A 21425-nucleotide genomic window follows, 5' to 3' on the forward strand; every position below is an offset into this window, starting at 1 on the left:
GAAGTCGCGAATAATCGCGACGAACTGTGGCCCATGACGATCAGCGTCTCTTCGTACGCTTCGTCGCTCGCTTGCTGGTCGGCGGCTTGGTGGCAGTGGGCGCCGTTTTCGCTTTCGGCTGAATTCGAAGCCCGTCGATGAATACGTCGAGCAGCCGCAGCGCCGTGGCCTGCCAATCCGGCTGATCGTGCATGTAGCACATGCCGATCAGCGCCCGCAGCAGGTCCTCCGGGCTGATGTCGGCGCGCAATTTCCCGGCGGCGACCGCACGGTCGAGCAACAGGCCGATGGCCCGGGTCAGGCGGTCGAACGAAAACGCGTGCAACTCGGTCTGGTTCTGCACCGCGAGCGCCAGCGCGGCCAGCATGCCCTTCTTGGTTGCGACGAATTCGACATTGGAATGCAGCCAGCGTCGCAGCGCTTCGACCGGGTCCTTGGCGCTCTTCAATAGCTCGGCGAGTTCGCCGAGCTGCTCCACCTCGCGCCGGTACACCGCCTCGAACAATGCCTCACGCGTCGGAAAATGCCGATAGAGCGTGCCGATGCCGACGCCGGCGCGCTTTGCCACCGCTTCGAGGCTCGCTTCCGGTCCTCCGCCACTGAACACGGCCTTCGCGGCTTCGAGCACGCGCTCGCGATTGCGCACGCCGTCAGCGCGAGGTTTTCGGATCTTGTCGGCCTGATCATCCATACCCCGAATGTAGATCACGATCTGGTTAGATTGAACCCCGCCATGGCTGCATCGCGTTGTTTGCACATGCGCTTTTGACCGATTCTGAAATCTTTCAGAGGCCCCTTGTTAAACGGAGGGTGCCTCCGTATATCCGCTCCGCTACGGTTCGATCTATCTTCGAGCCGCATGAATCGTTGGCGGCCACTACGGTGGCGCGCAGCGATAACCCATGCCCATACCTGATCGGAGCCCTCGATGACCCACTCCATCGGCCTCACCGTGAACGGTGCGCGGCGCGAGATCGAATTGAACGATCCGCGCGTCACGCTGCTCGATCTCCTGCGTGAGCGCCTCCAACTCACCGGAACCAAGAAGGGATGCGACCGCGGCCAATGCGGCGCCTGCACTATCCTCGTCGACGGCAAGCGCATCAATTCGTGCCTCGCGCTCGCCATCAGCCATGACGGCGCTGAGATCGTCACCATCGAAGGCATTGCACGCGGCGATCAGCTGCATCCGGTGCAGGCCGCCTTCATCGCCTGCGACGGCTTTCAATGCGGCTTTTGCACGCCGGGCCAGATCATGAGCGCGATCGGGCTGATGAGCGAGGGCCAAGCCGGCACCGATCGCGAGCGGATCCGTGAAGGCATGAGCGGGAATCTCTGCCGCTGCAGTGCCTATGCTGGCATCGTCGATGCCGTGCTGGAAGCGCAGTCGAGCCAGACCGAAGCAGGCCAGAGGCGCTCCGCATGAAAATGTTCGACTATGTGAAGCCAGCGACGCTGGCTGAGGCGGTTGCGGCTGCTAGCCAGCCGGGCGCCGCCTATCTTGCCGCCGGCACCAATCTGCTCGATCTCATGAAGGGCGGCGTCAGCCGTCCGGATCGCCTGGTCGATGTCACCCATCTTCCGGGCCTCGACCGTATCGAGCACTTGCCCGATGGTGGCGTCCGCATCGGTGCGCTCGTCTCCAATGCCGGCCTCGCGCATGATACCGATTTCGCAAAAGCCTATCCGGCGGTAGCCGAAGCCTTGCTGTCAGGCGCCTCGGCGCAACTGCGCAATGCCGCGACGGTCGGCGGCAATCTGCTGCAACGGACGCGTTGCGCCTATTTCTACGACACCGCCAGCCGCTGCAACAAGCGCGAGGCAGGCAGTGGCTGCGATGCCCGCGAGGGCGAAAACCGCCTGCACGCCGTGCTCGGCTGGAGCGCGGGCTGCATCGCCACGCACCCTTCCGATTTTTGCGTGCCGCTGGTGGCGCTCGACGCCGTCGTCGAGATCGAAGGCAAGAATGGTCGTCGCGAGCTGCCGCTCGACGAATTGTACCGCCTGCCGGGCGACGCGCCCGAGCGCGACAATGTGCTTCTGCCCGGCGATTTGATTGTCGCGGTGCGGATGCCGTCGGCATCGCGAAACTTTGCCGCGCATGCCCGCTATCTCAAGGTTCGCGAGCGCACCTCCTACGCCTTTGCCGTGGTATCGGCGGCTGCCGCGCTGCAGATCGAGAACGGCAGGATTGCCGAGGCACGGCTGGCGCTCGGCGGCGTCGCGGCCAAGCCGTGGCGTGCCCGTGCGGCAGAGCAAGTGCTGAAGGGAGTCGCGCCCGATGCAGCCACTTTCCGCGAGGCCGCGCAGTCGGCTCTCGCTGAGGCGAAGCCATCCGGCGACAACGCCTTCAAGATCGAGCTGGCGCGCCGCGTGATCGTGCGTGCGCTGAGCCTTGCCGCGGCCGGGACGCCCGCGCGCATGCCCGCGCTGCCGGCGTCCGTCTTCGCATCGAATTCCGGAGCCTTGCATGCTTGAGATCAATCCGACGCAGATTCCCGCGCACATGCGGCATGGTTCGAGCATCGGCCAGCCGCTGACCCGCCGCGACGGCATTTTGAAGGTCAAGGGACAGGCCGGCTACGCCGCCGATCGTCATCTGCCTGATATGCTCTACGCCGTGATTGCCACGGCGAGCATCGCCCGCGGCCGCGTCACCTCGCTCGATGTAGCGGCGGCGAAAGCCCATCCAGGCGTGGTCGACGTCATGACGACCGCGCACAAGCCGCCGCTGGCGATCGATCCCGACATCAAGACCAATCCGTTCGTGTTCCGGATGGAGGTGCTGCAGAGCGACGAGGTGCGCTATGCCAACCAGCCGATCGCGGTGGTGATCGCAAATACCCTGGAGGCTGCCACTGAAGGCGCGACCCTGTTGGCGCCGAGCTACGAGACGCATCCCGCCCGTGTCGGACTCGATGCCGGCGAGAGCTTCGTGCCGCCCGTCGTCGGCGTCGGCAATCCGACCGAGAACGTGCACGGCGACATCGAAGCAGGGCTTGGCGCGGCGTCGAAGACGGTCGAGGTGACCTATGAGACGGCGCCGCAATATCACAACGCGATGGAGCCGCATGCGGTCGTCGCGGCCTGGGACGGCGACAGGCTCGTGGTCGATACGCCGAGCCAGGCGATGGTGATGGCGCGCGCACGCGTCGCCGAGCTGTTCGGCATCGCGCCGGAAAATATCATGATCCGCAGCCCGTTCCTCGGCGGCGGCTTCGGCTCGAAGGGATTTTTGACCGGCCCGCAGATCCTTGGCGTCATGGCGGCCAAACTGGTCGGCAAGCCGGTCAAGCTCGTGCTCCGCCGCGAGCAGATGTACGGCCCGGTCGGCCATCGTGCACCGACGCGGCAGCGGCTGCGGATGGGGGCCGACGGCGAAGGGCGTCTCACCGCGATCGACCATCATGCCAGGACGGTGTCGAGCAGCTATGACGACTTCTACGAGCCGGCGGCGGGCGCGTCCCATACCCTCTACGCCAGCCCCGCGATCCGCACCACGCATGACGCGGTGCGGGTCGATACCGGCACGCCCTTGTTCATGCGCGCGCCCGGGGAGGCAACCGGATCGATCGCGCTGGAGAGCACGATCGACGAGATGGCGGCGGCCTGCGGCATGGACCCGCTCGCGTTCCGTCTGAAGAACTACGCCGAGGTCGAACCGATCACAGGCAAGCCGTTTTCCTCCAAGGCGCTGCGGGCCTGCTATGAGCAGGGCGCCGCGCGCTTCGGCTGGGCGAAGCGTCCGCTCGCGCCGCGGCAGATGCGCGATGCGACGGGTTTGCTGGTCGGCTGGGGCCTCGGCACCGCGACATTCCCGGCGATGATGTTCCAGGCTGAAGCTCGAGCGGTGATCCGCCGCGACGGCTCCGGCGTGATGGAAATTGGCGCCCACGACATGGGGCAGGGCGCCTGGACGGCGCTCGCCCAGATCGCGGCCGATGGTCTCGGTCTCGACGTCGATCGCGTCGAATTCAGGTCCGGCACATCAGATCTGCCGGATGGCGGCATCGCCGGCGGCTCGGCGCATACCGCGACCGCGGGCAATGCAGTCCACAATGCCGGCGCGGCCGTGATTGCCAGGCTCGCCGATCTCGCGACATCAGATGAACGATCGCCATTGTTCGGGGCCGGCAATGCCGGCGTGATCGCGCGCGATGGAAGGCTGTTTCGCCGCGACGACGAGAGCCGTAGCGAGGCCTATCCTGACATCCTCGCGCGCGCGGGTCTTGCCGAGATCGAGGCGCGCGGCATGGGCGGTGCCAACCCGGCGGCGCAGGCGGAGTATGCGATGCATGCGCATGGCGCCGTGTTTGCCGAGGTCAAGGTCGATCCCGAGCTCGGCCAAATCCGTGTTTCGCGCATGGTCGGTGCATTCGCCGCGGGGCGCATCATCAATCCGCATCTGGTGAGAAGCCAGTTGTTCGGCGGCATGATCTGGGGCCAGTCCTTTGCGCTGCATGAGGAGGCGATCACCGATCGCCGTAGTGGCCGGATCATGAATGCCAACCTTGCCGAATATCATGTCCCGGTGAACGCCGACGTGCCCGAGCTCGACGTGCTGACCGTCGAGGAGCACGATCCGCATGTCAACGCGCTCGGCATCAAGGGTGTCGGCGAGATCGGTATCACCGGCAGCGCCGGGGCGGTCGCGAATGCCGTCTGGCACGCGACCGGCGTGCGGGTCCGCCGTTTCCCGATCCGGATCGAGGAACTGCTGACGCAGCTATAGCGCCGGGCCTGCGCTCCCTCTCGCGCCAGCGAGAGGGAATTCGTCCGCGGTCGCTTCAACCATTGGGCCTGCGGCGCTGCGCGGGCCGGTCAGGTAGCTGTAGACGGACTCCGACTTGGTCTGCTGACTTTCCTGGGCGCGCGGTTAAGTGCGCCGGCGGCGGTCGCGCGCAGACTATTGTTGAGAGCGTCGCAGCGCGTTCACAAGCGCAGACAGCGCAGCAGGTTGGTGCCGACGACTGGGATAGTACATGAAGAAGCCGGGAATAGGCGGCGTCCAGTCCTCCAGGACGCGGATAAGCCGGCGTTTCGCGATGTACTCAGCGACCTGATCTTCATATGCCAGTCCGAGGCCAGCTCCAGCGAGGGCGGCCTGGATCACCAGGTGCGTATCGTCGATGATGAGTGGGCCGTTCACGCCGATTGTGACCGACTTTCGTCCCTGCTCGAACTCCCATCGATATGGGCCGCTGGGAAGACGCAGCGTTATGCATCGATGATCCCTGAGATCCTTTGGCTTTTGCGGCATCCGTCGTAGTGCGAAATAACGAGGCGATCCCACCACGGCCAGCCGCAATTGCGGCGTGACACGCACGGCGATCATGTCTTTTTGAATGTACTCGCCGAGCTGAATGCCGGCATCGAACTCGCCCGCAACAAGGTCAACGGGGCCGGTGACCGTGACAACATCGAGAACGATGTCAGGATAGGCCTCGGCGAATGCCCTCAGCCTTGGCATCAATACCATCACCGCGGCTGAGCGGGACATGACAATGCGAAGGCGGCCGGCAGGCCGGTGACGAACGATTCGGGCCTTGTCCAGCGCACGATCAATTTGCTCAAGTGCCGGAGACAAGTCCTTCAAAAGAGCTGCGCCTGCAGCGGTTGGCGCGACGCTCTTGGTTGTTCGAGCAAGAAGCTGCAGCTCAAGTCTTTGCTCAAGTCTTCGGATCGTGTGGCTGAGGGCAGACTGTGACACCCCGAGCTTTACCGCAGCCCGCGTAAAGCTTCGTTCACTCGCGACGGCTGCAAAGGCGGTCAGCTCGTTCAGTTCGTTTCCCATGATTTATGAATATCGCTCATGACTCTGTCCCATTCAATAGGTCTATCTTCATAAGCGGCCTGGCCCTAGGTTCGGCCAACAAGGGGCGCGAGGCTCCCCTCGGCACATTTCGGGTGCTTCGGCGCTCGGCACGCCCGGCGGGCCGCGAGAGCCCGTCCGTTGTAACCGTTTGGAGGATGACTGATGGACATCGATCTTCACGCCTTGCGCTCCCTGGCGCAGACCTATTTCGATGCGGCCTATGAAATGGATGCTGAGAAATTTGCATCCATATTCCATCCCTCGTGTTCCGTCACAAAGGTCGGCGACGATGGCAATGTGGCCGTGACGCCGATTGCCGCCTGGCTCGCAGCGGTCCGCAACCTGAAAGCGCCGAAAGAACAGGGCTTCGAGCGCGACGACCAGATCGTGTCGATAGACGTCGAGAGAGAGCTCGCGCTGCTGAAGTTGAAATTGCAGGTTCCGCCCCGTTACTTCACCGACATGCTGTCATGCTTAAAGGTCGATGGGGCCTGGAAGATCGTTCAGAAGGTGATGACTTCGAAAACGTAACAATGGACCGTCCGAGGCTTGGACCTGCACGGAAGGGTCAGACTAACGCAGAACGCCGCTGATCCATTTTGCCAGGGGCGTGAACTTACAACGGATGTCGATGCCAGCTTCTGACCGCAAGCGCACATTGCTCGCGACGAAGATGTCGAACCGGCCTGCTAAAGGGGCAAGAGGCCGCTCAACAGCACCCACCAGGGGCGGCCTCCGGCCGCATTCCATATCGCTTAGTGAACCACCCGAATTAAATAATAGCTGACGCCGCCCAGCACGATGACGGCAGGAACGGCCCACACGATGAATACTGGCATTCGCGTCTCTCCTCCATAATCGCCGACGGGAGTAACGCTCCAGTTTTGCCACTTGTTCCCGGTCATCAGGTCGTCGGTTGGGCTCGTGGAGCGGGCTTATTGCGGAGTAGTAGCGTTGATTGCCGCATATTCCCGATTGGAACATGCGGTGGATTTGTCGGTTTTCATTCAGGAGCAGCGAACTGGAGGGCTCGAATGGACGGGCGTCGGGAAGCCAAGATTTTCGGACTGGGCATTACAGCCGTCTATGTTTGCCTGCTGCTTGCTGCGCTCGGCTCTGCATAGAGGGACAAATGCCGACACAAATCGCTACCGCCTCGATCGCTCTGCTGTTTACTGCGGTTCTCACGCTGGGCAGTTATCGATTCATTGACAGCCGACCCTCTGTCCTCAGTCCGGCAATTGCTGTCCATGGGATGCGCTGACAGATTGCGTCGGGGTGCTGCTGGAGGGCGCTCGGTCGGCTGACACTATCCGAGCATCAGAAGTCCCAGCTTCGGGCGTCGAAGCTGGGACTCCTCGAGGCCGCCCTTCACCCACAAAGGGCCACGCTGAATCACAGCACCAGATGATCTTTCCTCGCTACAACAAAAGTTAATTGCAAGTCGGCCGTCGGAAGCAATGGCTGCACCAACATTGGCTTGCTTGCTGCCGGCGGAATTTGCTGGTGGGAAGGCGAGGAATAAAGATGGCCCCAGCGCGAGTAGAGCGCTGAGGCCATTGAAGTATTCACATTTCAAAGACCAGACAGGTAGTGGGTACCATCTGGCACCTTAATAATAGCGGGAAAAACCGGCAATGTCTGTTCAGTACTGAACAGAAGACCGATGGCGAGCCAGCCGGGAGTCCCCTATGTTATCTCAAGCAAAAGGGGACGCCGATGCCCATCTATCGCCTACTCCAGAATATGCCAATGGGACCGGAGGACATCGCGCGCTTGACGACTGCTTATGAGCACGCACTGCGCAGCATTGGCATCGTTGACCGAGGGGACCCGTTAGCTGAACTACTGGCCAGGAAAATCATCGAGGTCGCGCAGACCGGCATTAAAGAGCCTGCGGACATTTCTGCTCAAGCGATCAAGGAAATTGGCTTCGCCACGTAGAACCGAGAAGACTCTGGACAGTGCGCGAGACCCTTCTCGGCCTTAATGTGTCGCTTCGGGTAGTGCATGCGCCTCAGGGTCGCTCCGGGATCGGGCACGTTTGATCCCGACGCGATCAAAGGGTCTGTTGCCGGGCAGGCCACGGGCGTCTCAAGGATTGCTCGACGATGGAATCGTGCCGCTGATTTGCCCGACGTGTCAACTACTCATTGCGTCATGCGTGCGGCCAACTCCTACTGTGCATGGGGTTGTTTTCCATATTTTGGATTCGGAGCGCGAGCCGCGCCAATCAAGTCCTACTGCGGCTCGATTCCTGCAGCCTTGATGATGCTTCCCCATTTGCTGATCTCCGCCTTCAGGAAAGCCTCGAGCGCTTCCGGCCTCGCACGGTCCTCCTCCACGGGGGCCATGCTGAGTTCGGCAAAGCGGCTGACCAGCGCCGGATCTTTGAGGGCGGTCTGCAGGGCGGCGACGAGCGCGGTGATGATCGGTTTTGGCGTGCCGCGGGGCGCATAGAGCCCGTACCACGTGGTGACGTCGAATGCGGGGAAGCCGGCTTCGGCTGCCGTCGGCACATCGGGCAATGTCGAAATACGCTGCTTGCTCGTGATCGCATAACCCTTGATCGTGCCTGACTGGATGTGCGGCGTCGGCCCGGTGGCCGGATCGCAGTAGACGTCGATATGGCCGGCGATGACATCGTTCAGTGCCGGCCCGCCACCCTTGTAATAGACCGGCGTCAGCTTGGTGTCGGTCGTGCTCATGAACATCAGTCCGCAGAGCTGCGAGGCGGAGCCGAGCCCGACATTGCCGAACGTCATCTTGTCGCCCTCGGTGCGGATGCGGGCAACCAGTTCCTTCAGGTCCTTCGCGGGAAAGTTCGGCCGTGTCACCAGGATCATCGGCACATCCGTGACGAGCCCGATCATTGAAAAATCGCCGACCGGATCGAATGGCAGCTTGGCATAGAGCGCCGGCGCCGTCGCCTGGCCGACATGCATCAACAGCAGCGTATAGCCGTCGGCCGGCGCTTTCGCGACGCGATTGGTGCCGAGGGTGCCGCCGGCGCCGACGACGTTTTCGATGACGAACGACTGCTTGAGCGTTGCGCTCATGGCGGTGCCGAGAATGCGCGCGATCACGTCGCCGGGGCCGCCGGCAGAGAAGGGGACGATCATCGTGATGGGACGGGAGGGATAGTCCTGTGCGAACGCCGGAATGCAGGGAAGCGACAGGAGCAGCAGCAAAGCCAGCGTTCGTACCCAAAACATCACAAATACTCCTCCGATGCGCTTCACCTATTTTCCGGGAAGCAAATTCTCCTTGGCCGATGTCCGCTCGATCATGTCGAGCGCGGCGACCGCCGCTGCCTTGACGTGATCGACGCAGCACCGCTCGGCGAGTTCTTCATCACCGCTCTGGATCGCTCGCCAGATAGCGGTGACCTCGCGCAGACTCTTGTTGATCCGTTTCGGCTGCGACATCGACGTGATGCGCAGCAGCGTAATCCGGTCATGCAGCGGCTTGAGCATCCGTTCGACGAAGCTGTTGCGGCAACCGCCGATCAAGGCGCCGTAGAAGTCGGTCTTTGCCTCCAGGCATCCGACCAGATCCTGCTTGGCCGCAGCCGCCTTCAGCCGGGTCAATGCATCGCCGATTCGGTGCACCACGTCGGGATCGCGCAGGCGCGCGCATTCGCGGCCGGCAAACCCTTCCAGAACCGCCCTTGCGTCGTAGAGCTGTTTGGCTTCCTCGAGGCTGATGGTGCTCACCACCGGGCCACGGTGCGGGACCGTGTTGACGAGCCCGTCGGCTTCGAGCAGCCGCAGGGCTTCGCGGATCGAGGGGCGGCTGACCCCCATCATTTCGCAGAGCTCGCGCTCGACCAGCCGCTGGCCGGGCTTCAGCCTGCCGGACATGATTGCTTCGCGCAGCTTCTGGGCAACCATCGCCCGGACGGTCGGGACGTCCTCGATGCGAAGCGTAGACTGCAGTTCAGCGCGTCGGTCCATTTGCGATGTGCCTTCGTTCTATCCCGGGTTCATCAGCGATTTACCGGCAGAATCAGCATTTCCGCAATTTGAAGATGGAGCCGTTTGCCCCGGAAAACCGGTTTTGCTCATGCGATCGACCAGCCTCCGTCGATCGGCAGGGTGGCCCCCGTGATGTCCTGCGCGGCGTCGCTGCAGAGGAAGGCCACCAGAGCGCCGACGCCTTCCATGGCGACGAACCGGCGCGATGGCTGCCGTTCGGCCAGATAGTCTTCCGTGGCGCCTTCTATCGCCTTGCCGGCCTGCGCGGCGATGGCCGCGATCTTGCCCCTGATGGCTGATGTCGGCAGCGTGCCGGGGGCGACCGCGTTGCAGGTGATGCCCGTGCGCGCGGTTTCCAGCGCCACGGCGCGGGTGATGCCGAGGATCGCGGTCTTGGTGGTCACATAGTCGATGCGGTCCTCGACCGCGCGTGTCGAGTAGATCGAGGCCATGTTGATGATGCGGCCCCAGCCGCGCTGCTTCATGGCCGGGAGCGCCAGGCGGATCAGGTGAAACGGCGCCGACAGGTTCACCGCCAGCGCTCGGTCCCATTCCTCCGGCGGAAAATGTTCCACGGCGGCGAAATGCCTGACGACGGCATTGTTGACGAGGACGTCGATCGCGCCACAGCGGCCAAGCATATCAGCCATCATGGTCTCGATGGCGGCACGCTCAGACAGATCGGCTTCGGCGGCGATGACCGTGACACCGAAGCGGGTTTTGAGACGATCGGCGGCTTCCCGGGGGGCGATGAGATCATGCAGGACAATATTGGCCCCCGCGCCGGCAAGGCTTTCCGCCACCGCCAGGCCGAGGCCGGCGGTCGCTCCGGTGACGAGGGCCCATTTGTCCTTCATCTTCGGCGGTTCCTATTTGTTGTCGAGCTCGGCAAACACTTCCTTGGCGTTGCGGAACGCGTCGACACCGGCGGGCACGCCGCAATAGATCGCTACCTGCATGAAGACCTCGCGGATTTCCTCGCGCGTGGCGCCGTTCGCCAGTGCGCCACGGACATGCGTCTTCAGCTCGTGCGGGCGGTTGAGCGCGCACAGCATTGCGAGGTTAAGGAAGCTGCGGGTCTTTCGCTCAAGACCGTCGCGGCCCCAGACATAACCCCAGCAATATTCCGTCGTCAGGTCCTGCATCGGGCGGTTGAAGTCATCTGCTGACGCCAATGCCTTGTCGACGAACTCGCTACCAAGCACGCTCTTGCGGATTTCGAGACCGCGGTCGTAGGTCGCCTTGTCCATGTTGTTCTCCGTTTCTGATGGCGATGTCAGCTCTTCGGCCAGAATGGCTCCGCCAGCGCCAGCTGCGGCGGGAACACCGTGACCGGCACGCCCTTTTGCCACTGCACGATGGTCATGCCGGCGCCGACGCGGCGGCCCTTCTCGTCGAATTTGATTTCGCCCAGCGGGTAATATTTGGACGGGCCGGCATCCATGCTGCGCAACGCCTCGGCAACCGCGACACGATCGGCCTTGCCGGCCTTCTCGAGCGCGTCCTTGATCACCCACATGTCGCCATAGGTGGAGATCGCGTTCTGCGTCATCCACGGCTCCTTGTAGCGGGTCTTCAGTTCCGCGATCAGCGCTTCATGTCCCTTGGCGCCCCAGCTTGCGACGCAGGTCAACACGCCCTGCAGCAGCTCCGGGCTGACGGTCTGCAGCATATCAGGCTCGGCAATCGCGATGCCGAACGAGATCGTGGGAATCTTGCCCTGGCCGAGGCCGAACTCGTTCATCTTCTCCAGCAGCAGTTTTGCGTCGGATATCACGGTCGGCAGGAAGAACAGCAGGTCCGGCTTGGCCGAACGGACCTTCTGCACCAGGGACGTGGCGTCGGCGAGCGGCGGCGTGAACGTTTCGTCGACGATGAGTTGCAACTGGTTCTCCGCCAGCAGGCCTTCGCGCATCGACTTGGCCGAGGCGACGGAAGCCGCGGTGTTGTCGGTCAGGATCGCGACCGTCTTGGGCCGCTTGCCGGAGGCGGTTTCCGCCAGCTTGATGATCTGCGGCAGCGCCTGTTTGGCCTGCGACCCCGCGGTCGCCGAGGTCTGGAAGACGTATTTGAAGCCGCGGTCGGTGATGAGGTCGGAATAGGAGAGGGTGAGGACGGGCAGGTTGGCTCGCTCGGTAACCTCGGTGACCGCGAGCGTGAAGGAAGAGAGATAGGCGCCGCTCGCCGCCACCAGATCGGTCTCCTGCGCCACCATGCGCTGCGCGGCGTTCTTGGCCTTTTCCGTGCTGTCGCCGGAGTCGAGCACAACCAGTTTCATTTTTGCGCCGCCGAGCGCCTTGATGCCGCCCTGGGCGTTGATGTGGTCGATTGCCATCTCGGCGCCCTGGCGCATCACCGTTCCCGGGCGTGCATACATGCCTGAGATCGGCACCAGCAGGCCGACCTTCACTTCAGACGGCTGCTGTGCCCAGGCGCGGGATGCAATCAGTGCGCTGGATGCGCCGGCGAGCAATGTTCGCCGGGTCACTTTGGTCGGGGTATTCCCACTCATGACGATCCTCCTCCCTCAATGGTGAAAAAGTTTTTTGTCAGGATTTTTTCGGCCAGAACGGCGTGGCTTGCGCGAGCTCGGGCGGGTAGACGGTGACCGGCACGCCATTCTGCCATTGCACGATGACGACGCCCGCACCGACGCGGCGGCCCTTCTCGTCGAACTTGAGCTGGCCGCCCGGATAATATTTCGACGGCCCGGCATCCATGGTGCGGAAGGCCTGCGCGACGGATTGGCGGTCGGCCTTGCCGGCCTTTTCCAGCGCCTCCTTCATCAGCCACATGTCGCCATAGGTCGAGACGACGTTCTGCGTCGCCCATGGCTCCTTGTATTTCGCCTTCAACTCCGCGATCAGCTCTTCCTGGCCCTTCGAGCCCCAATTGGCGACGATGGTCATGATGCCCTGCACGGCCTCGGTGCTGACGCTTTGCAGCATGTCGGGCTCGGCGATCGTGATGCTGAAGGACACGGTCGGGATTTTGCCCTGGCCGAGGCCGAACTCGTTGATCTTCTCCAGCCCGAGCTTGGCGTCCGACACGGCGTTCGGCATGAACAGCAGGAGGTCGGGACGTGCGGAGCGGACTTTCTGGATCAGCGGGGTCGCGTCGGAGAGCGGCGGCGTCCAGATTTCTTCGACGACGAGCTGCAGGCCTTCCTGCGCGAACAGCTTTTCCTTCAGTGCCTTCGCGGTCGCGATCGAAGTCGCCGTGTTGTCCATCAGCATCGCCACCGTCTTCGGTCGCTTGCCGGCTGCGGATTCGGCGAGCTTCATCAGGGTCGGCAGGCCGAGCTCGGACTGCCGGCTGGCGGGAGCCGCAGTCTGGAAGATGTATTTGAAGCCGCGCTCGGTGAGGAGATCCGAATAGGAAAGCGTCAGCACCGGCAATTCGGCGCGCTCGGTGACTTCAGTCACCGCCAGTGTGAAGGAGGAGAGATAGGCGCCGGTGGCAGCGACGAGGTCGGTCTCCTGCGCCACCATGCGCTGCGCCGCGTTCTTGGCCTTTTCAGTGGTGTCGCCGCAATCGATCACCACCAGCTTCATCTTGGCGCCGCCGAGCGCCTTGATGCCGCCCTGCTTGTTGATGTGATCGATGCCCATCTCGGCGCCCATCTTCATCACCTGGCCGGGACGGGTGTAGATGCCGGACAGCGGCACGATCAGGCCGACCTTGACCTCGGCCGGCTGCTGCGCCCGCGCCAGCCCCGAGAAGCCGACAGCGGCGGCGCCGGAAAGAACAGTGCGGCGCGTCAGCTCTTGGGGGGTCTTGTTCATCTTGTTTCTCCCTGTTTTCTTTTTTGTCAGAACTTGTCACATGCCGAGATAGGCCTTGCGGACCCGGTCGTCGGCGCGCAGCGTCTCGTTGTTGCCTTCGAGCACGACGCGCCCGGCTTCGAGGACGTAGCCGTGGTCGGCCGATTCCAGCGCTTCCGCCACGCGCTGCTCGACCAGCAGCATGGTCAGGCCGGACTGCTTGCGGATATCGATCAGCCGCTCGAAGATGAAATCCGCGGTTGACGGCGCGAGGCCCATCGACGGCTCGTCCAGCATCAACAGCTTCGGCGAGGAGGCGAGGCCGCGGCCGATCGCCAGCATCTGCTGCTGACCGCCCGACAGCGTGCCGGCGAACTGACCGCGGCGCTCGGCAAGCACCGGCAGCCATTCGAAGATGCGCTCGATATTCTGCTTCCAGTCGCGCCGTCCGCTCTCGGTCATCGCGCCCATTTCGAGGTTCTCCATCACGGTGAGCGACGGAAAGACCTGGCGTCCCTCGGGCACGTGCGCGATGCCGAGATGGGCGCGCTGCGCCGGCGGCACGGTCAGGAGGTCGGCATCACCGAACATGATCCGGCCGGCGCTCGGCTGCAGGATACCGGAGATGGTCTTGAACAGCGTGGTCTTGCCGGCACCGTTCGGCCCGACGATTGCGACGAACTGGCCTGCGGCGACATTGATCGACACGCCGTTCAGAACGGGCTTGGCCGAATAGCCCGCGCTCAATCCCTCAATGCGGAGCATGGGCCACCCACTTCTTGCCGAGATAGGCCTCGATCACGCGGTTGTCGCGCGTGACAATTTCCGGCTCGCCTTCGGTGATGACGGCGCCATGGTCGAGGACGACGAAGCTGTCGACCAGGCGGACCATCGCCTGCATCGTGTGCTCGATGATCGCAATAGTGATGCCGTCGCGGGCGAGTTGCTGGATGACGGCGACGACCTCGTCCGCTTCGCCGTGGCCGAGCCCGGCGAGGGTCTCGTCGAGCAGCAGAATTCGCGGCTGGCCGGCAAGCGCCCGCGCGAGCTCCATCAGGCGCAATTCCTTGGTCGAGAGTTCGCCGGCGACGCGGTCGGCCACACCGGACAGGCCGACGCGCGCGATGGCCTCGGCCGCGAGCTTTCGTGCTTCGTCCTCCGTCTTTGCGCGCACATAGGCGCCGACCACGACGTTGTCTGTTATCGACATGCGCAGGAACGGGCGCATGACCTGGAAGGTGCGACCGATTCCGGCCTCGCAGATCGTATGCGGCCGTTCGCCGGACATGTTGCGGCCGTCGATCAGGACTTCGCCTTCATCGGGGCGCAGGAAGCCGTTCAAGAGATTGAACAGCGTGGTCTTGCCGGCGCCGTTCGGGCCGATGATGCCGAGGATCTCGTTCTTGTGCAGCCGGAAGCTGACATTCTGAACGGCCTTCAGGCCGCCGAAGGATCGCGAGAGGTTGCGTACTTCGAGCACGACTTCGGAGGTGGCGGCGCGCTTCCGAGCCAAGGGTAACGGTGTCACAGTAGCGGCGGCCGCCTGCAATGCGCTCGGCGTAGCAGGCCTCTGAACGGTGCTCGTTCTTGCAAATCGCTTGCGCAGGAGATCGCGCAGCTTCCAGAACAGCCCTTCCGGGGCAACCAGGATCACGCAGATGATGGCGAAGCCGAAGATCACGCCCTGGATGCCCGGGAAGCGATCGCCGGCTTCGGCATGCAGTATCTCGGCCAGCGGAATCAGGATGACCGAGCCGATCACCGGTCCCCATACCGTGCCGACGCCGCCGAACATGGCAACGGTGAGCGCCTGCGCCGACACCAGCATACCGAATACGGATTGAGGGGTAACGACCAGAAGGACCTGCGCATAGAAGGCGCCGATCGCGGCGGCGATGGCGCCGCTGAGCGTGATCGCGCGTAGCTTCCAGGCCAGCGTATTGATGCCGGCCGCCTCGGCCGCAGCCTCGTTCTGCTTGATGGCGAGCAGTGCCATGCCGAAGCGGGATTGCTCGATGATCCGCGTCAGAATGATCGTGGCCAGCATGATCGCCAGCGCCAGCAGCGTGTAGATCCGGGGATCGCCAAACTGCATATAGGCGATCGGTGCCTCGCGCTTCATCGGCAACGTGACTTCCTGAAAGCCGAGCCACTCGAAGACGTAGAGAATGGCGAGTGGGTAGGCGAGCATGGCCAGCGCGAAATAATGGCCCTGCAGACGGAAGGTCGGAAAGCCGATGAGGAGCCCGGCAACGCCGCCGAGCATCGCCGCGACCGGGATCAGCAGCCAGGGGGACAGGTCGAAATAGATCTGGCCGAGCGCGGTTGTATAGGCGCCGATCCCGAAGAAGGCGGCGTGACCGAACGAGATCAAACCCGTGTAGCCGCTGAGCAGATTCCAGGACAGGCCGAACACGGCCCATACCGGAACCAGCGTCAACACCAATTGATAATAGGAGTTGGTGACGCTGAGCGAGACGACCGCATAGGCGATTGTGAAGATAATCGCCGGCAGCAGCGAGCGGAGCTGGGGCATGGTCACGTCCTCTCGACCATGCGCCCGAAGAAGCCCTGCGGACGGAAGAAGATGATCAGGAGGAAGACGACGAAGATCGCCGCGTTCTGCAGCTGCGTCGGCAGGATCAGCGTCGACATCTGCTGGACCAGGCCGATGGTCATGCCGCCCCAGAAGGCGCCGATGATGCTGCCCATGCCACCGAGCACGACGCCAGCATACATCACGATGACATATTCGAGGCCGACGAAGGGGTGGAACGGGTAATTAGTGGCGAGCAGGCCGCCGGCGATGGCGGTGATGCCGCAGCCGAGCGCAAAGGCGACGCGGTGCGCACGGTCGACATCGATGCCCATATAGGTGGCCGCGGTCGGGTTGTCGGCGGCGGCGCGCAGCGACTTGCCGATCCGCGAGCGCGTGATCAGCAGGCTGAGCAACGTCATGGTCACCAGCGAGACGATGGCATCGATGCCGCGCGCCTTGTTGATGAAGACGCTGATGTCGGAGGTGAGACCGAGCTCCCAGGCCGAACTCGAGAGCGGCGTACGGATCGAGGCGAGCACCGATCCGAACACGATGAGGCCACCGTTCTGCAGGATCAGCGCGATGCCGAGCGTGAGGATGAGCTGGGCATAGTGACCTTCGCCCTCGAGCGAGGCGGTACGGGTGCCCGATACATGCGAGATCAGGGTGCGGTGAACGAAATAGCCGAAGACCGCGAGTACGGGGCCGGCGAGCAATATCGCGACGAACGGCCCCACAGCGTTGCCGAAGACGGCCTGAACGCCTGCAGCGGTGAAGAGATAGAAGGCGACATACATGCCGAGCATCATGAAGTCGCCATGGGCGAAGTTGATCACGCGCATGACGCCGAAGATCAGTCCGAGGCCGACGCACATCAGACCGTAGACGGCGCCGATCAACAGGCCGGCGGCGAGCGCTTGCAGAAAGCCCTCCATCAGCGGCGGCTCCCCGATATGGCGATGCTGGTTTTCTGGTTCACGATTCCCCCGACACTCGCTTAAGACGCTGTTCGCAATATCTGTCCGGGCGGCTCGAGCCGGCATGAAGCGGCGATGATTCCGGCATCGCCAAGCCGTTCGCAGCCATCGATGGTCTCTTCCAGCCGGCGTGCGCGATCCTCGCCGATCACGCGCGCAGCGGCGGCGCGAAAGCGGCTGCGGATTTCCGCCGGGGTCGCGGCGACGACGTCGGAAAGGCTATGCCGGATCGTCTTGCCACCGCGCAGGTGGACAGTGACATCGGCGCCTTGTTTCGCGGGGAAAGCGGCTGTGAAGGCGGTATCGCTCTGAAGATCGGTTGCGGCGATGAGGCGGAGGATTTCCGCATCGTCGAGGGACGCATAGTTCTCCTCGTCGATCTCACCCCGGGTGAGTGTGGCCGCCACACTGAACGGAATGCTCATCTTTGTCTGCAGCGCATTCCGGAAAGGCCCCTTGGCATCGCAGCCGGGATAGCGGACCGCGGCTTCAGGCGCGCGAATGACGATCCGCTCGATCGATTCGGTTTCGGCGAGCTCGTGCGAGACGCGGAGCGCGGCCTGCGATGCGGTCTGCGCGAAATTGCAGGCCGGCGCCGGCTTGTTGTAGACGGCCATGATCTCCGCCTCGCCACCTGCAAATAGCGGGATTTCGTCAGGTGCGGGTTGTCGCCGGTAGGCGGCGAACAAGCCGGCTTCGCCTTCCAGAATGGTCTCGGAGGCAAGCGCGCCGGCTTCGGCAAGCGCGATGGCCTTGAGCGCGTTGGAAGCCGCGAAGCCGGGGTGAAAATACATTTCGGAGCCGCCGACGCGTGGCCACTCGTTGAGGCCGCTGGACGTGTTGGCAGCGATCGCGATGGCGCTCGTCGCAGCTTGCTCGGAAAGGCCAAGTGCAAAGCTGCCGGCCAAGGCGGCGCCGAGCGGCGCGACCAGACCGGTCGGCCGGTACAGGCGGGCGAGGTAGGCGTTGAATAACGCACGGCCGATCCGTGCGCCAGCCTCATAGCCGATGATGGCGGCGGCGAGCAGGGTAGTGCCGCGCAAGGGCGCCCGTTCGGAGAGCGCGAGCAGGGCCGGCCAGATCACGACGCCATGATGCGAGATGCTGGCCGCATGCATGTCCTCGCGCACCAGGCCATGGCCCATCACTGCATTGGCAAAGGCCGCATCCGTGGGAGATGCAAGCCGGGAGGTTCCGATAATCGTCGCGCCACTGCTGGCGGAATGGGTCGCTGCAATGGCCTGACGGCTCCACGGGTGACCGCCGGCCTCGAACGCGCAGGAAAGGAAGTCGATCAGACAGAGTTTCGCCTTTGCGACGATCTCCGAACTGAAATCCGCGAACTCGACGACAAGCGCCGATCGCGCCATTCGACGCGCCAGCGGTTCATTACCTGACACGGTCGCGCCGATCGCCATGGCACTCACCATTCCCTGATTAGTTTGCCGATCAGCCCCGCATCTGCACGCCGGCCCACTCCTCTACGACTTTGGCGATCGACGTGAAATCCGATGCCGCGCCAAATTTGGCGTTGGTGATCGCCAGCATCTGCCGCACCACCGCGCCGCAGACCATCGGCACGCCCATGGCTTCGGCTTCATCGATGCAGAGCCGCACGTCCTTATAGGAAAGGCCGGTCGCAAACCCGAAATCGAATGTGCCGGGCAGCACGGCGCGCGGGAACTTGTCCTCGGACGCGCTGTTGCGGCCGCTGCTGGCATTGATGATGTCGATCAGGACTTTGGCGTTGACGCCGCCCTTGACGCCCATCGCCACCGCTTCCGATGTGATCACCAGCGCCGCGGCCGCCATCAGATTGTTGGCGAGTTTTGCCGTCTGGGCCACGCCGGGCTTGTCGCCGGTGTAGAACAGCTTGCCGAAATTCTTCAGGATTGGCTTCACGGTCTCGTAGGTCGCTTGCGGGCACGACACCATCACGGCCAGCGTGCCGTTGACGGCGCCCTTGATGCCGCCGCTGACGGGGGCATCCACGAGCGTCATGCCCTTGGCTTTCAGGCCCTCAGCTACCATCTTGGCGGCGCCGGGGCCCGTGGTCGACAGATCGACCACGATGCGCGCGCGACTGCCGCTGCTGATGCCGTCGGAGCCGAGCGCGACCGCCTTGACGATATCGGGCGTCGGCAGGCTGGCGAGTACGATCTCTGCGCGGGAGGCGACATCGGCCGGCGATTTGGCTTGCTGTGCGCCGCGCCTCAACAGCGGCTGCATCGCTTCGTTCTGGGTGTCATAGATGACAAGGGAATAGCCGGCGTCCAGCAATCGCCCTGCCATAGGTCCGCCCATCCGGCCCGTACCGATTACGCCGAGCGTCTCTCCCGCCATCGTCTGCTCCCTGTCGCGCGTCTCGAAAGGCGAGCGCGCTGTTGTTGTTCGACTTGTCGTCGTTGTTCGATTGTCGGGGCCCCGGTTCTCGTGGCCGCGCCGCATTTGTTCAGATTGTCAGTCAATATGTCAAGCTGAACGTTTTGGGGTCGACAGTTGGCCGCAGGTCGGCTTAAGGTTCGCAGAAAGCGAGGAATGTGCCCCGGTGCCGCAAAGCGAAATTTCAGGCGTCAGCCGGACATTGGCTGAGTTGGTTGCCGCCACATCATGGGCGGATGTCGCGGCGCAGCAGCATGAGGCCAAGCGGTCGATCCTCAATTTCTTCGCCACCGCGCTCGGCTCGGCCCATGATCCGGCGGTCACGATCGCCGTGCGGACATTGTTGCCGTTCAGCGGTACGGCGAACTCGACCATCATCGGCCGGACCGAACGGCTCGATATGATAGGGACGGCGTTCGTCAACGCCATCTCGGCGAACCTTCTCGATTTCGACGACACCCACCCCGAGACGATCATTCATACCGCGGCGCCGGTCGCGGCTCCCGTGCTGGCGCTGGCGGAAGCCCGCAAGCTGTCCGGCCCGGAGGTGCTGACGGCGTTCATCCTCGGCGTGGAGGTCGAGTGCCGGATCGGCAATGCCGTTTCTCCGCACCATTACGCGCGCGGCTGGCACATCACCTCGACCTGCGGAATATTCGGCGCGGCGGCGGCCTGTGCGAGACTGCTCGGATTGTCGGTGGACGGCATCGCCAATGCGATCGGTATCGCCGCAAGCCAATCTGCTGGAAATGTCGAGAACCTTCCGACCGCGGCAAAAAATGTCAGCGTCGGCAACGCCGCGCGAAACGGGCTGTTCGCGGCGTTACTCGCGCAGCAGGGCTATGAAGCGGCGCCACGGGCCATCGAGGGCCCGCTCGGCTGGGCGCGCGCCATGGGCGATGATCCCGATCTTGAGCGCCTGCTTGGCGACCTTGGCCGGACCTGGGAGATATCGAAGAACACCTACAAGCCCTATCCGGCGGGCATCGTGTTTCATGCGGTGATCGACGCTTGTTTCAGGTTGCGCGACCGCATCGGGCGGATCGACCAGATCGAGGCCGTCACGGTGCAGGGGTCTGCGCTGCTGCTTGCACGCGGGGACCGGCCGGTCAGGAACGAGCGTGACGCTCGGGTGAGCATTCATCATTGCGTTGCCTGCGGGCTCTTGCTCGGCGCCGCCGGCGTCTCCGAGTTTGCGCGCGAAACCGTGTTCCGGCCGGATATTGCAAATTTCCGCGAAAAGGTGCGGGCGGAGCTCGACAGCTCCATGCCCGACGGCGCTGCGCGCGTTAGCATTCGCCTGGCATCGGGTGAGACCATCACCGAAACCGTGATGTCTCCGCGCGGCAGCCTTGCCGATCCGCTGGATGATCGTGATATCGAAGCCAAACTACGCGATGGTGTATCGCGCGGCGGCAGCGATTGGGACGCCGAGCTTATCATCGAAGCGGTGTGGAAACTCGACAAGTGCGGCGACATCGCCGGCATGATGCAATGTGCGTCATCGGTCAAACAATAGTGCTCTGCAAACCTGAAAGGACGATCCATGAGCAAAAGCGAGCTGTTCGAAAAGGGCCTCAAGGTCCGTAAAGAGGTTCTCGGCGAGGACTACGTCAACAAGTCGATTGCGGGCGCCGATGAGTTTACCCGCACGATGGCCGAATGGTCGACGGAGTTCTGCTGGGGCGCGCTGTGGACCCGGCCGGGCATGGACAAGCGAACCCGCAGCATCGTCAATCTGGCGATGCTCGGTGCGCTGAATCGGCCGCATGAACTGAAATTGCATGTCAAGGGCGCGTTGAAGAACGGACTCACCAAGGACGAGATCAAGGAAATCCTGCTTCAAGTGGCGGTCTATTGCGGCGTGCCCGCCGGCATCGATGCCTTCCGCAACGCGCGTGAGGCGTTCAACGAGGTAGAGGCCAAGTAGGCGAGACCAAGTAATCGAGCGCCGGAGCATCGGGGGATCGC

The 21425-nt window shown here is 63.4% G+C and carries 20 protein-coding genes; 7 read left to right on the forward strand and 13 right to left on the reverse strand.

Annotated features, from left to right (window positions below; translation table 11 throughout):
• Nucleotides 1-40: 40 nt before the first annotated feature.
• Complete coding sequence (locus RX331_RS07195) at nucleotides 41-691, reverse strand: TetR/AcrR family transcriptional regulator (RefSeq protein WP_317258050.1); 651 nt, start codon at nucleotides 689-691, stop codon at nucleotides 41-43.
• Between the two features lie 237 nt (nucleotides 692-928).
• Here RX331_RS07195 and RX331_RS07200 point away from each other — a divergent pair, with 237 nt between their 5' ends.
• Genes RX331_RS07200 through RX331_RS07210 form a run of 3 tightly spaced genes read left to right on the forward strand, consistent with a single transcriptional unit; the run spans nucleotide 929 to nucleotide 4732 of the window.
• Nucleotides 929-1426: a (2Fe-2S)-binding protein gene (locus tag RX331_RS07200; RefSeq protein ID WP_317255914.1), complete on the forward strand. Its 498-nt coding sequence runs from the start codon at nucleotides 929-931 to the stop codon at nucleotides 1424-1426.
• On the forward strand, nucleotides 1423-2478 hold the full coding sequence (locus tag RX331_RS07205) for a xanthine dehydrogenase family protein subunit M (protein WP_317255915.1): 1056 nt from the start codon (nucleotides 1423-1425) through the stop codon (nucleotides 2476-2478). The genes RX331_RS07200 and RX331_RS07205 overlap by 4 nt, the downstream gene beginning before the upstream one ends.
• Nucleotides 2471-4732, forward strand: a complete 2262-nt coding sequence (locus tag RX331_RS07210; protein ID WP_317255916.1) for a xanthine dehydrogenase family protein molybdopterin-binding subunit — start codon at nucleotides 2471-2473, stop codon at nucleotides 4730-4732. Before RX331_RS07205 ends, RX331_RS07210 begins: the two co-directional genes overlap by 8 nt.
• A 174-nt stretch (nucleotides 4733-4906) precedes the next feature.
• Here the strand turns inward: RX331_RS07210 and RX331_RS07215 are convergent, their stop codons facing one another.
• Nucleotides 4907-5794 carry a LysR substrate-binding domain-containing protein gene (locus RX331_RS07215; RefSeq protein ID WP_317255917.1) on the reverse strand — a complete coding sequence of 296 codons (888 nt, stop codon included), beginning with the start codon at nucleotides 5792-5794 and terminating at the stop codon, nucleotides 4907-4909.
• Between the two features lie 183 nt (nucleotides 5795-5977).
• Between RX331_RS07215 and RX331_RS07220 the strand changes: the two genes are divergently transcribed.
• Nucleotides 5978-6346: a nuclear transport factor 2 family protein gene (locus tag RX331_RS07220; RefSeq protein WP_317255918.1), complete on the forward strand. Its 369-nt coding sequence runs from the start codon at nucleotides 5978-5980 to the stop codon at nucleotides 6344-6346.
• Between the two features lie 1188 nt (nucleotides 6347-7534).
• Complete coding sequence (locus RX331_RS07225; RefSeq protein WP_317255919.1) at nucleotides 7535-7759, forward strand: hypothetical protein; 225 nt, start codon at nucleotides 7535-7537, stop codon at nucleotides 7757-7759.
• A gap of 296 nt (nucleotides 7760-8055) precedes the next feature.
• Here the strand turns inward: RX331_RS07225 and RX331_RS07230 are convergent, their stop codons facing one another.
• From RX331_RS07230 to RX331_RS07280, 11 genes are all read right to left on the reverse strand, one after another.
• Nucleotides 8056-9030 (reverse strand): tripartite tricarboxylate transporter substrate-binding protein, encoded by a 975-nt coding sequence (locus tag RX331_RS07230; RefSeq protein ID WP_410708142.1) that lies wholly within the window; start codon nucleotides 9028-9030, stop codon nucleotides 8056-8058.
• 27 nt (nucleotides 9031-9057) lie between these two features.
• On the reverse strand, nucleotides 9058-9771 hold the full coding sequence (locus RX331_RS07235) for a GntR family transcriptional regulator (RefSeq protein WP_317255921.1): 714 nt from the start codon (nucleotides 9769-9771) through the stop codon (nucleotides 9058-9060).
• A 107-nt stretch (nucleotides 9772-9878) separates the two neighbouring features.
• On the reverse strand, nucleotides 9879-10649 hold the full coding sequence (locus RX331_RS07240; protein ID WP_317255922.1) for an SDR family oxidoreductase: 771 nt from the start codon (nucleotides 10647-10649) through the stop codon (nucleotides 9879-9881).
• Nucleotides 10650-10661: 12 nt separating this feature from the next.
• On the reverse strand, nucleotides 10662-11042 hold the full coding sequence (locus RX331_RS07245) for a carboxymuconolactone decarboxylase family protein (RefSeq protein ID WP_317255923.1): 381 nt from the start codon (nucleotides 11040-11042) through the stop codon (nucleotides 10662-10664).
• Nucleotides 11043-11068: 26 nt separating this feature from the next.
• Entirely contained in the window at nucleotides 11069-12304 is a 1236-nt protein-coding gene (locus tag RX331_RS07250) for an ABC transporter substrate-binding protein (protein ID WP_317255924.1), read from the reverse strand.
• Between the two features lie 37 nt (nucleotides 12305-12341).
• Entirely contained in the window at nucleotides 12342-13577 is a 1236-nt protein-coding gene (locus RX331_RS07255; protein ID WP_317255925.1) for an ABC transporter substrate-binding protein, read from the reverse strand.
• 36 nt (nucleotides 13578-13613) lie between these two features.
• Nucleotides 13614-14321 carry an ABC transporter ATP-binding protein gene (locus tag RX331_RS07260; protein WP_317255926.1) on the reverse strand — a complete coding sequence of 236 codons (708 nt, stop codon included), beginning with the start codon at nucleotides 14319-14321 and terminating at the stop codon, nucleotides 13614-13616.
• The gene (locus tag RX331_RS07265; RefSeq protein WP_317255927.1) at nucleotides 14308-16092 is read right to left on the reverse strand and encodes a branched-chain amino acid ABC transporter ATP-binding protein/permease; all 1785 of its coding nucleotides are present in this window, start codon (nucleotides 16090-16092) and stop codon (nucleotides 14308-14310) included. The genes RX331_RS07260 and RX331_RS07265 overlap by 14 nt, the downstream gene beginning before the upstream one ends.
• 2 nt (nucleotides 16093-16094) lie before the next feature.
• Nucleotides 16095-17030, reverse strand: coding sequence for a branched-chain amino acid ABC transporter permease (locus RX331_RS07270; protein WP_283032487.1), 936 nt, complete (start codon nucleotides 17028-17030; stop codon nucleotides 16095-16097).
• Nucleotides 17031-17092: 62 nt separating this feature from the next.
• The gene (locus RX331_RS07275; RefSeq protein WP_317255928.1) at nucleotides 17093-18490 is read right to left on the reverse strand and encodes an MmgE/PrpD family protein; all 1398 of its coding nucleotides are present in this window, start codon (nucleotides 18488-18490) and stop codon (nucleotides 17093-17095) included.
• 31 nt (nucleotides 18491-18521) lie between these two features.
• Nucleotides 18522-19415 carry an NAD(P)-dependent oxidoreductase gene (locus RX331_RS07280; RefSeq protein WP_317255929.1) on the reverse strand — a complete coding sequence of 298 codons (894 nt, stop codon included), beginning with the start codon at nucleotides 19413-19415 and terminating at the stop codon, nucleotides 18522-18524.
• A gap of 205 nt (nucleotides 19416-19620) precedes the next feature.
• Between RX331_RS07280 and RX331_RS07285 the strand changes: the two genes are divergently transcribed.
• Together RX331_RS07285 and RX331_RS07290 are read left to right on the forward strand one after the other, a co-directional pair.
• Nucleotides 19621-20973 carry an MmgE/PrpD family protein gene (locus RX331_RS07285; RefSeq protein WP_317255930.1) on the forward strand — a complete coding sequence of 451 codons (1353 nt, stop codon included), beginning with the start codon at nucleotides 19621-19623 and terminating at the stop codon, nucleotides 20971-20973.
• 27 nt (nucleotides 20974-21000) lie between these two features.
• A complete protein-coding gene (locus tag RX331_RS07290; RefSeq protein WP_317255931.1) occupies nucleotides 21001-21384 on the forward strand; it encodes a carboxymuconolactone decarboxylase family protein in 384 nt (127 codons plus the stop codon).
• The last annotated feature ends 41 nt before the right edge of the window (nucleotides 21385-21425 follow it).

This window comes from Bradyrhizobium sp. BWA-3-5 (assembly GCF_032917985.1).
Classification (GTDB): Bacteria; Pseudomonadota; Alphaproteobacteria; order Rhizobiales; family Xanthobacteraceae; genus Bradyrhizobium.

What these genes read in the sequence shown, in the direction of transcription:
- RX331_RS07245 (WP_317255923.1), bottom strand. Translation starts at nt 11,042, where the DNA reads ATGGACAAGGCGACCTACGACCGCGGTCTCGAAATCCGCAAGAGCGTG.
- RX331_RS07195 (WP_317258050.1), bottom strand. Translation starts at nt 691, where the DNA reads ATGGATGATCAGGCCGACAAGATCCGAAAACCTCGCGCTGACGGCGTG.
- RX331_RS07200 (WP_317255914.1), top strand. Translation starts at nt 929, where the DNA reads ATGACCCACTCCATCGGCCTCACCGTGAACGGTGCGCGGCGCGAGATC.
- RX331_RS07205 (WP_317255915.1), top strand. Translation starts at nt 1,423, where the DNA reads ATGAAAATGTTCGACTATGTGAAGCCAGCGACGCTGGCTGAGGCGGTT.
- RX331_RS07240 (WP_317255922.1), bottom strand. Translation starts at nt 10,649, where the DNA reads ATGAAGGACAAATGGGCCCTCGTCACCGGAGCGACCGCCGGCCTCGGC.
- RX331_RS07280 (WP_317255929.1), bottom strand. Translation starts at nt 19,415, where the DNA reads ATGGCGGGAGAGACGCTCGGCGTAATCGGTACGGGCCGGATGGGCGGA.
- RX331_RS07270 (WP_283032487.1), bottom strand. Translation starts at nt 17,030, where the DNA reads ATGGAGGGCTTTCTGCAAGCGCTCGCCGCCGGCCTGTTGATCGGCGCC.
- RX331_RS07290 (WP_317255931.1), top strand. Translation starts at nt 21,001, where the DNA reads ATGAGCAAAAGCGAGCTGTTCGAAAAGGGCCTCAAGGTCCGTAAAGAG.
- RX331_RS07255 (WP_317255925.1), bottom strand. Translation starts at nt 13,577, where the DNA reads ATGAACAAGACCCCCCAAGAGCTGACGCGCCGCACTGTTCTTTCCGGC.
- RX331_RS07260 (WP_317255926.1), bottom strand. Translation starts at nt 14,321, where the DNA reads ATGCTCCGCATTGAGGGATTGAGCGCGGGCTATTCGGCCAAGCCCGTT.
- RX331_RS07275 (WP_317255928.1), bottom strand. Translation starts at nt 18,490, where the DNA reads ATGGCGATCGGCGCGACCGTGTCAGGTAATGAACCGCTGGCGCGTCGA.
- RX331_RS07265 (WP_317255927.1), bottom strand. Translation starts at nt 16,092, where the DNA reads ATGCCCCAGCTCCGCTCGCTGCTGCCGGCGATTATCTTCACAATCGCC.
- RX331_RS07230 (WP_410708142.1), bottom strand. Translation starts at nt 9,030, where the DNA reads ATGTTTTGGGTACGAACGCTGGCTTTGCTGCTGCTCCTGTCGCTTCCC.
- RX331_RS07220 (WP_317255918.1), top strand. Translation starts at nt 5,978, where the DNA reads ATGGACATCGATCTTCACGCCTTGCGCTCCCTGGCGCAGACCTATTTC.
- RX331_RS07250 (WP_317255924.1), bottom strand. Translation starts at nt 12,304, where the DNA reads ATGAGTGGGAATACCCCGACCAAAGTGACCCGGCGAACATTGCTCGCC.
- RX331_RS07215 (WP_317255917.1), bottom strand. Translation starts at nt 5,794, where the DNA reads ATGGGAAACGAACTGAACGAGCTGACCGCCTTTGCAGCCGTCGCGAGT.
- RX331_RS07235 (WP_317255921.1), bottom strand. Translation starts at nt 9,771, where the DNA reads ATGGACCGACGCGCTGAACTGCAGTCTACGCTTCGCATCGAGGACGTC.
- RX331_RS07210 (WP_317255916.1), top strand. Translation starts at nt 2,471, where the DNA reads ATGCTTGAGATCAATCCGACGCAGATTCCCGCGCACATGCGGCATGGT.
- RX331_RS07225 (WP_317255919.1), top strand. Translation starts at nt 7,535, where the DNA reads ATGCCCATCTATCGCCTACTCCAGAATATGCCAATGGGACCGGAGGAC.